The sequence below is a fragment of the Lutibacter sp. A80 genome, from assembly GCF_022429645.1.
GTDB lineage: Bacteria > Bacteroidota > Bacteroidia > Flavobacteriales > Flavobacteriaceae > Lutibacter.
Window position 1 is genome coordinate 3,111,975 of record NZ_CP092480.1, and the last position, 12,786, is coordinate 3,124,760.

The 12,786-nt window shown below is 29.8% G+C and carries 12 protein-coding genes; 2 read left to right on the plus strand and 10 right to left on the minus strand.

Going from position 1 to position 12,786, the window contains the following annotated elements; genetic code table 11:
* Positions 1-23 precede the first annotated feature (23 nt).
* The 6 genes from MHL31_RS12875 to mce form a co-directional block, all read right to left on the minus strand.
* On the minus strand, positions 24-1,313 hold the full coding sequence (locus MHL31_RS12875) for an acetyl-CoA hydrolase/transferase family protein (RefSeq protein WP_240226355.1): 1,290 nt from the start codon (positions 1,311-1,313) through the stop codon (positions 24-26).
* 55 nt (positions 1,314-1,368) lie between these two features.
* The gene (locus tag MHL31_RS12880; protein WP_240226356.1) at positions 1,369-2,694 is read right to left on the minus strand and encodes a sodium ion-translocating decarboxylase subunit beta; all 1,326 of its coding nucleotides are present in this window, start codon (positions 2,692-2,694) and stop codon (positions 1,369-1,371) included.
* Positions 2,695-2,755: 61 nt separating this feature from the next.
* Positions 2,756-3,178: a biotin/lipoyl-containing protein gene (locus tag MHL31_RS12885; protein WP_240226357.1), complete on the minus strand. Its 423-nt coding sequence runs from the start codon at positions 3,176-3,178 to the stop codon at positions 2,756-2,758.
* A gap of 4 nt (positions 3,179-3,182) precedes the next feature.
* Positions 3,183-3,539 carry an OadG family protein gene (locus MHL31_RS12890; RefSeq protein WP_240226358.1) on the minus strand — a complete coding sequence of 119 codons (357 nt, stop codon included), beginning with the start codon at positions 3,537-3,539 and terminating at the stop codon, positions 3,183-3,185.
* Between the two features lie 2 nt (positions 3,540-3,541).
* Positions 3,542-5,101: an acyl-CoA carboxylase subunit beta gene (locus MHL31_RS12895; RefSeq protein ID WP_240226359.1), complete on the minus strand. Its 1,560-nt coding sequence runs from the start codon at positions 5,099-5,101 to the stop codon at positions 3,542-3,544.
* Between the two features lie 40 nt (positions 5,102-5,141).
* Entirely contained in the window at positions 5,142-5,546 is a 405-nt protein-coding gene (gene mce, locus MHL31_RS12900; RefSeq protein WP_240226360.1) for a methylmalonyl-CoA epimerase, read from the minus strand.
* Positions 5,547-6,014: 468 nt separating this feature from the next.
* On the opposite strand from mce, the gene MHL31_RS12905 reads away from it, so the two are divergent.
* Positions 6,015-6,623, plus strand: coding sequence for a hypothetical protein (locus MHL31_RS12905; RefSeq protein WP_240226361.1), 609 nt, complete (start codon positions 6,015-6,017; stop codon positions 6,621-6,623).
* A 10-nt stretch (positions 6,624-6,633) separates the two neighbouring features.
* Entirely contained in the window at positions 6,634-7,155 is a 522-nt protein-coding gene (locus MHL31_RS12910) for a nuclear transport factor 2 family protein (RefSeq protein ID WP_240226362.1), read from the plus strand.
* Between the two features lie 2 nt (positions 7,156-7,157).
* Here MHL31_RS12910 and MHL31_RS12915 read toward each other — a convergent pair whose 3' ends face one another.
* The 4 genes from MHL31_RS12915 to MHL31_RS12930 form a co-directional block, all read right to left on the minus strand.
* Positions 7,158-7,517: a hypothetical protein gene (locus MHL31_RS12915; protein WP_240226363.1), complete on the minus strand. Its 360-nt coding sequence runs from the start codon at positions 7,515-7,517 to the stop codon at positions 7,158-7,160.
* Between the two features lie 99 nt (positions 7,518-7,616).
* Complete coding sequence (locus MHL31_RS12920) at positions 7,617-8,090, minus strand: regulatory protein RecX (RefSeq protein WP_240226364.1); 474 nt, start codon at positions 8,088-8,090, stop codon at positions 7,617-7,619.
* A 111-nt stretch (positions 8,091-8,201) separates the two neighbouring features.
* Positions 8,202-11,627 (minus strand): efflux RND transporter permease subunit, encoded by a 3,426-nt coding sequence (locus MHL31_RS12925; RefSeq protein WP_240226365.1) that lies wholly within the window; start codon positions 11,625-11,627, stop codon positions 8,202-8,204.
* 25 nt (positions 11,628-11,652) lie between these two features.
* Complete coding sequence (locus MHL31_RS12930) at positions 11,653-12,786, minus strand: efflux RND transporter periplasmic adaptor subunit (RefSeq protein ID WP_240226366.1); 1,134 nt, start codon at positions 12,784-12,786, stop codon at positions 11,653-11,655.

Consider the following 12,786-nt stretch of genomic DNA (forward strand, 5'->3'; position numbering starts at 1 on the left):
TAAAGACTCTAATTTTAATAAATTTATTTAATCATTAAACTACTTCCAAAACGTTCGAAAATAGCTTTATCTAATTCTTCTCTATGATCTGGATGTGCTACGTCTCTTAAAGCAGTGGCTCTTTGTTTTAAGTTTCTTCCAAATAATTCAGCTACACCATATTCGGTAGCAACAAATCTTGCATGTGCACGTGTTGTAACAACACCAGCACCTACTTTTAAAGTAGGTGTAATTTTAGAGACTCCTTTTGCAGTAGTTGATGTAATAGCACAAATTGGTTTTCCTCCTGTTGATAAAGCTGCACCACGCATAAAGTCCATTTGACCACCAACACCAGAGAACATTCTTGTTCCAATTGAATCAGCACAAATTTGACCGGTTAAATCAACTTCAATTGCTGAATTAATAGCAGTTACAGAAGGGTTTTGACGAATAACAGCAGTATCATTTACATACGCAATATCTCGCATTTCAATTTCAGGATTATCATCCATAAAATCGTATAAACGACGTGATCCCATAGCAAAACCTGATACTATTTTATAAGGGTTTGTTTTCTTTTTAGAGCCATTAACAATTCCTTTTTCTACTAAATCTACAATTCCTTCAGCAAACATTTCAGTATGTACACCTAGGTTTTTGTGATTATGTAAGAAAGTTAAAACAGCATTTGGAATACCACCAATACCCATTTGAAGTGTTGCTCCATCATCAATTATTTCAGCAATATTTTTACCGATAGCACTTTCTGTTTCTGTAGGTTCTACAAATTTCATTTCGTAGATTTCTTCTTCTATTTCAACACAAGCATCAAAGTTGTTAATGCTAATTTGAGCATCTCCAAAAGTACGAGGCATTAATGGGTTAATTTGTGCAATTATTTTTTTACCTTGTTCTATTCCTGAAAGTACAATATCAACAGAAACTCCTAAAGAACAAAATCCATGTTTATCTGGAGGAGAAACGTTTACCATTACTACATCTAAATCCATATACCCTTCACGGAAAAGTGTTGGGATATCGCTTAAAAAAATTGGAATATAATCTGCAGTATCTCCAATATTTTTTCTAATATTTCCTCCAATAAAGAAGGCATTTGTATGGAAACTTTCTCTTAATTCTGGAGCTACATATCCACATTCACCTTCGGTATGTAGGTGGCAAATTTCTACACCTTTTAATTCAGGTGCTCTAGCTACCATTGCTTTAATTAAAGCTTGTGGTGTAGCAGATCCTCCTTGAATTAAAACTCTATCTCCTGATTTTATTAATTTAACAGCATTTTCGGCTGTCATTTTATTTGGTATATTCATTTTATAACGTTTATTATAAGTTGTTTCATCAACTTTTTTAATATTATTTATTTCACTATCCTAAGAAACTTAATATAATACCTGCTGCAATTGCAGAACCAATAACTCCAGAAACATTAGGAGCCATTGCGTGCATTAATAAGTAGTTACTTGGGTCAGATTTTAATCCTTCGTGGTGAACAACACGCGCACTATCTGGAACAGCAGAAACACCTGCAGCACCAATTAATGGGTTTATTTTATTATCTCCTTTAAGGAATAAATTCATAAACTTAGCGAATAATAATCCTCCACAAGTTGCAATAACAAATGAGATTGCTCCTAATCCAAAGATTAACATAGAATCTTCAGTAATAAAGATATCTGCTTGTGTAGAAGCACCTACTGTTACACCTAAAAGAATGGTTACAATATCAATTAATTTTGTTCTTGCAGTGTCAGCTAAACGTTCAGTTCTTCCAGATTCTTTTAATAAATTTCCAAAGAATAACATACCTAATAATGGTAATGCACTAGGAGAGATGAATAATGTTAAAATTAAACCAACAACAGGGAAAATCATTTTTTCTTTTTGAGTTACAGCTCTTGGTGGTTTCATTTTAATTTTTCTATCCTTTTTCGAAATTAATAAACGCATTAAAGGAGGTTGAATTACAGGTACTAATGCCATATAAGAATAAGCTGCAATTGCAATTGGTCCAATTAAGTTTTTAACTGTAGTACCATCTGCAAGTATATTTATACCGTTTGCTAATTTAGATGACAAGAAAATTGCTGTTGGTCCATCAGCACCACCAATAATTCCAATTGCACCAGCTTCAGGTAAGCTAAACCCTAGATAAAGAGCTCCCATAAATGTGGCAAATACACCAATTTGTGCAGCAGCACCTAATAACATTAGTTTTGGATTTGCAATTAAAGATGAGAAATCTGTCATTGCACCAATTCCTAAGAAAATTAAAGGAGGATATACACCTTTAACCACCCCAAAATATAGGTAGTTTAAAACAGATCCTGTTTCGTAAATTCCAGTTTGGTTACCGGCAACAAAGGGTATATTACCCAAAATTACACCTGTTCCAATTGGAATTAAAAGTAGTGGTTCGTAATCGTATTTTATTCCTAGAAATATAAATATAATTCCTATAACAATCATAATTACGTGACCAGACGTTACATTTGCAAAACCTGTATAATTGTAAAACTGTTCAATTCCTTTAAGAGCTCCAATTTGTGAGCCTGAATTTGTTGTATTTTCAACTTGTTCCGTTTGAACAGTGTTTTCTAAATTAGTTGAGTTTGTATTTGTGCCAAGTCCAAGTGCCGGTCTTATAAAGATCAACAGAGATAAAGCACAAAATATTATTATTACTTTCTTCATTTTTTTTCTTTTAGAGAATTATTTGAATTATATAATTTAAAAACAGATAATTCAGAAATTTTTATTCTAGTTCAATCATTGCTTGGTCTTGAAGCACTTGTTGTCCAACCGCTACGTTAATGGCAGTAACAGTACCTGCTTTTTCACAAACAATATTGTTTTCCATTTTCATTGCTTCTAATACTAGCATTCTATCACCAACTTTAAGAGTATCACCAACTTTTATGTCAAGAGATAATACTACTCCTGGAATTGGAGCAACAACTTTAGTAGTTTGAGATGCTGTTGGACTAACTTTTAAAGGTTCTGCAGGTCTTTTTGATGCAGAGCGTACAAGAGTAGGAGTTTTTGTTTTTTTAATTTCCTTACTCATTTCTACAACATAGTTAGTACCATTTACTTCTAGGTTAATAATATTATCTTCGTGTGACTTTACATTAACTGTATAGCCGTTTTCGTTTACTTTAAATTTATAAGTTTTCATTGTGTTAAAATCTGTTTTGCATTCCATAAATTTTGGAACTCCAAGGTGAATATGTTTTTTTAACTTGTTTTATTGTTAAAATTCCGCTTTCGTGATCGTGTTGTTCGCCTAAATACATATGGATAGATGCACCAATAGCAGCTGCAATTTCTCCAGTAAAATCTTTATCGGCTTCTACTTTAATTTCGCTAATTTTTTTATCTTTTCCTTTGGTAATTATTTTATAAACATAAAGCAATAGTGGTAGTCCATATTTAAAGAACATAGCTAGTATTACTAAAGCGCTAAAAACAATTAACAAACCTGTTATCAATATAACGTATCCTTCGTTAATTTGATCTGACATTAAAGGTATAAACATAGTTATAGTGGTATATTTGAATGTTTTTTTGGAGGGTTAACCTCTTTTTTATTTCTAAGTAATTCTAAAGCTCTAACAATTCTGAAACGTGTATTTCTTGGCTCAATTACATCATCAATAAATCCGTATTTTGCAGCCATATATGGGTTTGCAAATCTTTCGGTATATTCATCTTCTTTTTTCTGAATGAATTCTTGTTTTTCGTCAGCATCTTCAATTTTTCTAATTTTAGATCCTTCTAATACTTCAACAGCTCCTTTAGCTCCCATTACAGCAATTTCAGCAGTTGGCCAAGCATAATTTAAGTCACCACGTAATTGTTTACAACTCATTACATCGTGTGCTCCACCGTAAGATTTACGTAAAGTAATAGTTACTTTTGGTACTGTAGCTTCACCGTAAGCAAATAATAATTTAGCTCCGTGTAAAATAATACCACCATATTCTTGTCCTGTTCCTGGTAAGAAACCTGGTACATCAACTAGAGTTACAAGAGGAATGTTGAATGCATCACAAAAACGTACAAATCTTGCAGCTTTTCTAGAAGCTTCTATATCTAACACACCTGCGTAGTATTTTGGTTGGTTGGCAACAATACCAACTGGTTGTCCATTAAATCTAGCAAAACCTACACAAATATTACGAGCATAACTTCTATGTACTTCTGTAAATTCACCATTATCTGCAAGAATTGAAATTACATCAACAATATCGTATGGTTGATTAGGGTTTTCTGGAATAATTTCATTTAGAGCATCTTCTAATCTATCAATAGGATCATTACAAGTAATAATAGGTGCTTCTTCTAAATTATTTGATGGTAAATAGCTTAATATTTTGCGAACTAATAATAAGTTTTCTTCGTCATTTTCTGCTAAGAAATGCGATACTCCAGATTTTGTAGAGTGTATTTTTGCACCACCTAATTGTTCTGTAGTTACAACTTCACCAGTTACTGTTTGCACTACTTTAGGACCAGTAACAAACATATAACTTGTTTCTTCTGTCATAATAGTGAAATCTGTTAAAGCAGGAGAATATACTGCACCACCAGCACAAGGACCTAAAATTGATGAAATTTGAGGTATTACACCAGAAGCCATAATATTACGTTGGAAAATTTCTGCATAACCAGCTAAAGATCTTACACCTTCTTGAATACGTGCTCCACCAGAATCGTTTAGTCCAATAACTGGAACTCCAATTTTCATAGCCATATCCATTACTTTACATATTTTTAATGCATAAGTTTCAGATAAAGAACCTCCAAAAACAGTAAAATCTTGTGCAAAAACATATACAATTCTACCATCTATTGTTCCGTGTCCAGTAACAACACCATCAGAAAGGTAAACTTGTTTGTCCAATCCAAAAGATTTTGTTCTGTGTGTTACAAACATATCAAATTCTTCAAAACTATCTTCGTCTAAAAGTATGTCTATACGTTCACGAGCTGTTAATTTTCCTTTCGCGTGTTGTGATTCAATACGCTTTTCACCACCACCTAATTTTGCTTTAGCTCTTTTTTCAATGAGCTCATTAATTTTATCTTGATTTGCCATTTTTATATGCTTATCTATTAAATTTATTTAAAATAGTATATTATTCTTTAGAACAAAGTTCGGTAAGTACACCTTGAGTTGATTTAGGGTGTAAAAATCCAATATTTAAACTTTCAGCACCTTTTCTAGAAACTTTATCTATAAGTCTAACACCGCGTTCTTCTGCTGTTTTTAGTGCTTCTGTTGCATTTGGTACAGCAAAAGCAATATGGTGTATACCTTGTCCTCTTTTTTCTATAAATTTTCCTATTGGTCCATCTGGAGAGGTGCTTTCTAATAATTCAATTTTAGTATCTCCAACTAAAAAAAAGGCTGTTTTCACTTTTTGATCAACAACCTCTTCAATACTATAACATTTAAGTCCTAAAACCTTTTCGTAGTATTCAATTGATTCTTCTAAATTATTTACTGCTATACCTAAGTGTTCGATATGTGAAATATTCATAATTATTTGATGTTTTGTTTAATTTCTAAAATAATACTACAAATTTAGATGAACCTTAAATTTAAAGATATGATAGATGTCATATAATGGGTTATATCTACTAAAACGTTTTAGTAAAATTCAGGCTAATTTTCAGACTGTTAAGAAACCAAAAAAGTGGTTTTATATTCTAAAATTAAGATTTTATTAAAAATGAACAAAATTAAAGCTAAGATTTTTATATTAATTTTATTGGTTGTTTTTTTTTAATTTTAGTATTTCAAATAGGTTTTGTTTAACATTAATCTATGTTATTTTTTATTTCTAAAAGTATTGATGTTTTAATTTAATAAGTAGCATTAAGTATTTTGGTAATATTTAAATTATAATTATTTTAAAATTGTACATTACAAAATATTTGTGTAAAACAATGTTTTTTAAAATTTACAGTTATATTATTACTATTTTTGACAACAATTTAGTTTTACAATGAGGTATTTATATAGTTTATTAGTTATAATTTTATTTTTTAGTTTTTCTTGTAATAAAACTAAAAAGCTTGAAGAAACAACATCTACAGGAGATACATTAATAGTAGATACTACTGAAGATAGAATTATAAATAATACGAGTGAAACACTTATTCCTGAAGCTAAAAAAGCTTTAAAAGAATGGAAAGAGTATCAGATACTAGATAAGTATATGTTAAAATATTATAATGTTTCTAATTTTGAAGCTTTAAACAATGCGAAAGAATTATCTGATTTGGTTCAACACTTAAAAGATTCAATTACTATAGATAAATTAACTGCTCCAAATGTTGTTGCCAGGTTTAATGTATTGCATAATGAAACTTTAAGATTGGCAGATATGGCTGTAATTCCTTCAATTTCTAAAGAGGAAGTTAAACAAGAAGTGAAAAAAATAATTGATTTATATTCTGCGGTTAATTCAAAAATAAATACCATTTATAAAGCAGAAAATTTGCAACAAGCATTGGAAGTTGATACCGAAGAACCATTAGATAACTTTAATGCTGTTAAAAATAAGATTGAAGCGAATAAGAAAATACCCAGAAATAAAATTAAACCTCAATAACTCCCAATAGATGAAATATAATACAATTTTGATTTTAATAGTAGTATTAATTTCATGTAGTAAAAAAGAACAAAAGACAGTACCTGTAGTTGATTTAAACGCAGAAGAGGAGGTTATTCAGTTAGTGCTTAATAATTGGCATAAAGATGCCGCTGAGGCAAATTTTGAACCTTATTTTAATGCCATGGCTAATACAAGTGTTTTTATTGGAACAGATGCTTATGAAAATTGGAATTTAGAAGCTTTTAAAAGTTTTAGTAAACCATATTTTGATAAAGGTAAAGCTTGGGATTTTACTTCGATAGATAGAAACGTTTATGTGGATACAGAAGGTAAAATTGCTTGGTTCGACGAGCTTTTAGAAACTTGGATGGGTGTTTGTAGAGGTTCTGGAGTTTTAAGAAAAAATAATAATTCTTGGAAGATTGAACAATATGTACTTTCCTTAACTATATCAAACGAGAATATTGAAGCTGTTATAGATTTAAATAGTAAACTTGATTCTGTTTTTTTAAAGAAATATAAAAACTAGGTTTAATAATTACTTTTTAGTTTATCATGAATTTCTGATTCTTCAATTTTTATTATTTTATTATTATTGTACACCACTTTTGTAATCTTATTTTTGTTCCAATATGTCCATACGCCAACTTTTAAACCATAATGGTAGGTTGCAAAACATTTAGGTGTTCCATCTTCATTATAACTTTCCCAAGAAGAGTGTAGCTTACCGTCTTTAGTATAAAATCCATGTTGCATAATAGCGCCATTTTTATAAAATATAGTAATTTCTTGTAAATCTCCTTCCGTTTTAATTTCAGGGAGTTTAGTTTCTTGAGAATAAGAAGTTATACATAAAAATACAAACGTTAATAACAATAATAATTTTTTCATAATTGTATTTTTATAAGTTGATACTCAAATTTACAAAAATGAAAACTCAAATAAAATGATTAAAATCAGTATTTTAGGTTTGATTTAAATAAGGGTAAGCTACTGAGTTAGCTCTTTTACAATTCTAAAAACTAGTTCAGACTCAAAACCTTTTGAAATTAAAAATGTAGCTAATTTTGTGCTTTTTTTATAAGGGTTTGTTTCTTTTATTAGGGGTAATTTTTTTTCTGCTATAGTTTGTAGGGTTTCTAAATACTCGCTTTCATTTATTTCTTTTAAACCAGATTTTATGTTATAATCGGAAATTCCTTTAAATTTTAACTGATTTATAATTTTAATTTTTCCCCATTTTTTTATACCAAATTTACCTCGAACAAAAGATTTTGCATAGCGTTCTTCATTTAAATAATTGTGTTGTAATAAATGTAAAATGATATGATCTTTTGCTTCAGAAATCATATTTAAATCATATAATTTTTGTTCAACTTCTTTATGACACCTTTCTTGATAGGCACAATAATTTTCTAAAACTTTTGTGGCTTCATCAACGGTATATGATTTTTTATTTTTCATTTATAACAAAATAAAAGAAAAAAAGACTGTTTAAAAAGTTTTATAATTCATCATTATGAAATCAGTTCAGTTTGATAAAAATTTAACTTTTTAGGCAGTCTTTTTTATAAATTACTGTTTTCTTTTAAGTCTAAATTTTAAATTGTTTAACATAGAGTACATTATTGGAACAATAACCAATGTTAAAAAAGTAGCAAAGGTTAAACCAAAAATAATAGTCCAAGACATAGGTCCCCAAAATACCACATTTTCTCCACCAACATAAAATTGAGGATCAAATTCTGTAAACAAGGTCATAAAATTAATATTAATACCAATGGCTAAAGGAAGTAACCCTAGAATGGTTGTAATTGCAGTTAGTAAAACAGGTCTTAAACGTGTTTTACCACCTTCAACAATACTTTCGTAAATAAGTTCTTTTGTTAAAGCGCCTTCTTCTAACCCTTGTTCAGACCTTTTTTTAATCATTATTAAATTGGTATAATCAATTAAAACAATGGCATTATTTACTACAATACCAGCCAAGGAAATTACACCAATCATAGTCATCATAATAACAAATTCCATATTAAAAATAATTAAACCAAATAATACTCCAATTAAACTTAATAATACAGATAATGAGATTATTACAGGAGTAGATGTTGAGTTGAATTGTCCTACAAGAATTAAAAATATTAAGAAAACTGCAATAAGAAGCGCTTTACTTAAAAAGGCCATTTCTTCGGCTTGAGATTCTTGTTCACCGGTAAACGAAATGGTAATACCTTTTGGCAAGGTATAGCTTTTTAAAGCATCTTTAATTTGATTATTTACATCGGTTGGATTGTAGTTTTCAATTACATTAGATGAGATTGTAATAACCCTATTTAAGTCTTTTCGTTTTACAGCACTAAATGTAGAAGAGGTTTCTGCATGTGCTACAGAAGATATAGGAACCTGTACAATTTGTCCATTACTTGCGTTTCTAAAAGTAATTTTCTGATTGATAAGTAAATCCTTATTGTAACGGTATTTGTCCATTAAACGAATGTTAATCGGATAATCATCTTCACCATCTTTAAACGTAGAAACTTCTTTTCCAAATATTGAAGTTCTTAAAGCATCTCCAATTTGACCGGTAGAAATATTTAACCTTCTTGCCTTTTGACGATCGATAATAATTGGCATTTCTGGTTTTCCTTGTTCTACGTCTAATTTTAAATCTTCAATTCCTAAAATTGTTGTTTTGTTTATATATTGACGAATATTATCAGCGGTTTCTAATAAATCTTCATAATTATCACCGGTAACTTCAATATTAATTGGAGCACCAGCTGGCGGTCCATCTGCAGGTCTATCAACAGTAATATTAACACCAGGAATTTCTTTCAGTAAGTTTCTTATGTCAATTAAAATATCGTCAGTTTCAATACCATCTCTTTCCATAAATTTCACAAAATCTACAGTAATACGGGCTTTATTAGGAGTTGTTCCTCCTTGTTGACCTTGGTTTGGGTCACTTGTGCCTTCACCAACTTGTCCAATAACCGAAGTTATAAGATTATTTTCCCCATTAATTTCATACTTTTTCAAGTATTCTTGAATTCTATTTTCAACTTCAATAGAAAGTTCATTTGTTTTTTCGATATCTGTTCCAATAGGGTATTCTAAATAAACGTAGACTTGTTTTGGAGGTGTTTCAGGAAAAAACAACACTTTTGGCGGAAATGCGGCAAACAACATAAAAGTTAAAATTAATAACCCAAAAGTAGCTACAAAATAATAACCTGGTCTTTTTTTGTACAGTACAAATTGTAAGGTTTTTTCGTACATACTTTCTAAACGTGGTAAAAAAGCATTTTGAAACCAAACTGTGGCTGGAGTTAATAATTTGGTATTTATAACTCTTAATAAACCGGCTAAAACAAATAATAAACCAATGGCATTTAAACCACCAGATTTAGTTGTTAAACCTGCAATAATAAATAGCACTCCAATTGTAAAAATTATAGAACTGAATATTAAAATCTTTTTGAAATTAACTTCATCCTCTTTTATTTTCATATACACTGAAGTTAACATTGGGTTGATAACTAAAGCAACAAATAACGAAGATGATAGCACTATAATAAGGGTAATTGGTAAATAGCGCATAAATTCTCCCATCATACCAGGCCAAAATGCAATTGGCAAAAATGCAGCAAGCGTAGTAGCCGTTGAAGCTATAATTGGCATAGCAACTTCACCAACACCATATTTTGCAGCATCTATGTTTGAATAGCCTTCATCTAGCAATCTATAAACATTTTCTACAACTACAATTCCATTATCTACCAACATTCCCAATGCTATTACTAACGAAAATAATACCATGGTATTTAAGGTTACACCTAATGCATTTAAAATTATAAACGAAATAAACATAGACAAAGGAATGGCAATACCTACAAACAAGGCATTTCTAATTCCAAGGAAAAATAATAAAACTAAAACTACTAATATTATTCCTAGAATAATGCTGTTTTCCAAATCGGCAACCATTGTTTTGGTGTCGTTAGTTTGATCGTTGGTTTTAGAAATATATAAGTTCGATGGAAAGTAGTTTTCTTGTGCTTTAGCTATTATTTCATCTATTTGAGTAGAGGCATTAATTAAATTTTCACCACCTCTTTTAGTTACATCAAGCATAACTACTGGTTGTGAAAATTCACGTGCATAACTTTCTTTTTCTTGTTCTTTAAAGTTAACTTGTGCTATATCTCTAAGGTAAACAATGTTATTGTTTTCTTGTTTTACAATAATATCTTCAATTTCTTCAGCAGACTTAAATTCACCAACAATTCGTACATTTCTTCTAATTCCATTTTCTAGTAAATCTCCACCTGAAATGGTCATATTCTCGTTTTGAATAGCCATTGCAATATCATTAAAGCTGATTTTAGAAATTTCCATTTTGTATAAATCAACACTAATTTCCATTTCTTTATCTTGAATACCACGAATATCAACTTTAGAAATTTCTGGAACTTTTTCTATTTCATCTTCTAAATATTCTCCATATTCTTTAAGCTGATCCATAGAAAAATCTCCTGATAAATTAATATTCATTATCGGAATTAATTCTGCAAAGTTCAATTCTTGAACTGTTGGATCTGCAGGTAAATCGGTAGGGAAATCTTTATCAGACTTAGCAGCATCAACTTTATCTTTTACTTTTCTAAGGGCTTCAGTAGGTGTAACGCTAAAATCAAATTCTACTTGAATAGATGAAAATCCTTCAATAGATGTAGAGATTATTTCTTCAACTCCAGAAATACCATTTATTTCCTTTTCTAACGGACGAGTAATTAGTTTTTCAATATCTAAAGCAGAGTTTCCAGGATATGGAGTTGCAATATAAATTTGAGGTACAACAATTTCGGGAAAAGATTCTCTAGGCATGCTTTGGTACGAAAATATACCAGCCAAAAAAATCATTACTATAATTACAAACACAGTCATTTTGTTGTGAATTGACCATGTAGAGAGTTTAAATTCTTTTAATACTTTGCTCATTATAATGTCTGTTAGTTAAATGATTTTAATTTGTACGTATTTCTACAATATCTCCTTCTTTTATTAGACGAGCTCCAGCGTTTGCCAATACATCATTTTCGCTTATTCCTTCAGTTACAAATACATTGTGTTGGTACTCGTTAGTTATTGTAATTAAAGATTTTACAATTTTGTTTTGACCGTTTTCATTTTTAATTATAAAAACATAATCTGCTCCTGTTTGGTCTTGTTGCACTAAATTTGATGGTATTTTAATTCCAGTAGCTTCAAAATCTAATATTTTTAAATCGGCCAATAAATTTGGTTTAATACTTTGGTCTTTGTTAGAAATATTTATACGAGTTTTAAAACTTCTGTTATCAGGATTAATATAATGTCCAATTTGAGCAATTTCTGAAGTTATTTCTTTATTAATTGATGGGAAGTTTAAAACAGTTTCTGTGCCAATTTTAATTACTGGTAAATAAGACTCTGTAATTTCGGCTTCAACATATACTTTGTCTAAGTTTATTAGGCGAATAACAGGCATTTGAGGATTTGTAAGTTCTCCATTTTTAGGGAAAATTTCGTCTACAATACCACTAAAAGGTGCAATAACTTTCATTTTATTGGCTTGTGTTTTTAGTGATGCTAAATTGTTTTCTAAACTTTCTTTTTGGGCTTTTGCTTGTAAATATTGCATTTCTGAACCAATTTTTTGATTCCAAAGACGTTCTTGACGTTCAAAAGTAGTTTTAGCTAAATTTAATTGTGTAGTAAGCTCATCTATACTGTTTTTAATAGATACATCATCTAATTGAATTAACAGTTGTCCTGCCTTAACTTTTTGACCTTCTTTTACTAATATTGAGCGTACTGTACCTCCTAATTCTGGACGAATTTCTATGTTTTTATCGGCTTGTACCACACCTTGAATTTCAATATAATGTTTAAAAACTTCATTTTTAACGGTAAAAGCAGTTACCACTGGGTGTTTTTTATTAGGGTCTATTTTTGTAATTTCATTTTCTAATGCTCTTAATTCATTTGTTAAACTGTCTATTTTTTTAGTTATTACTAAATGCTGTGCGTTCAAATCTTCTAATGTAGATTTATTGGTTTCTTCACCACAAGAAATTGTTACAATTGATGCTATAATTAATGCTATGTATTTTTTCAT

Coding starts and splice junctions, on each gene's coding strand:
- MHL31_RS12925 (WP_240226365.1), bottom strand. CDS start 11,627: ATGAGCAAAGTATTAAAAGAATTTAAACTCTCTACATGGTCAATTCAC.
- MHL31_RS12910 (WP_240226362.1), top strand. CDS start 6,634: ATGAAATATAATACAATTTTGATTTTAATAGTAGTATTAATTTCATGT.
- MHL31_RS12915 (WP_240226363.1), bottom strand. CDS start 7,517: ATGAAAAAATTATTATTGTTATTAACGTTTGTATTTTTATGTATAACT.
- MHL31_RS12875 (WP_240226355.1), bottom strand. CDS start 1,313: ATGAATATACCAAATAAAATGACAGCCGAAAATGCTGTTAAATTAATA.
- MHL31_RS12880 (WP_240226356.1), bottom strand. CDS start 2,694: ATGAAGAAAGTAATAATAATATTTTGTGCTTTATCTCTGTTGATCTTT.
- MHL31_RS12920 (WP_240226364.1), bottom strand. CDS start 8,090: ATGAAAAATAAAAAATCATATACCGTTGATGAAGCCACAAAAGTTTTA.
- MHL31_RS12905 (WP_240226361.1), top strand. CDS start 6,015: ATGAGGTATTTATATAGTTTATTAGTTATAATTTTATTTTTTAGTTTT.
- MHL31_RS12930 (WP_240226366.1), bottom strand. CDS start 12,786: ATGAAAAAATACATAGCATTAATTATAGCATCAATTGTAACAATTTCT.
- mce (WP_240226360.1), bottom strand. CDS start 5,546: ATGAATATTTCACATATCGAACACTTAGGTATAGCAGTAAATAATTTA.
- MHL31_RS12895 (WP_240226359.1), bottom strand. CDS start 5,101: ATGGCAAATCAAGATAAAATTAATGAGCTCATTGAAAAAAGAGCTAAA.
- MHL31_RS12890 (WP_240226358.1), bottom strand. CDS start 3,539: ATGTTTATACCTTTAATGTCAGATCAAATTAACGAAGGATACGTTATA.
- MHL31_RS12885 (WP_240226357.1), bottom strand. CDS start 3,178: ATGAAAACTTATAAATTTAAAGTAAACGAAAACGGCTATACAGTTAAT.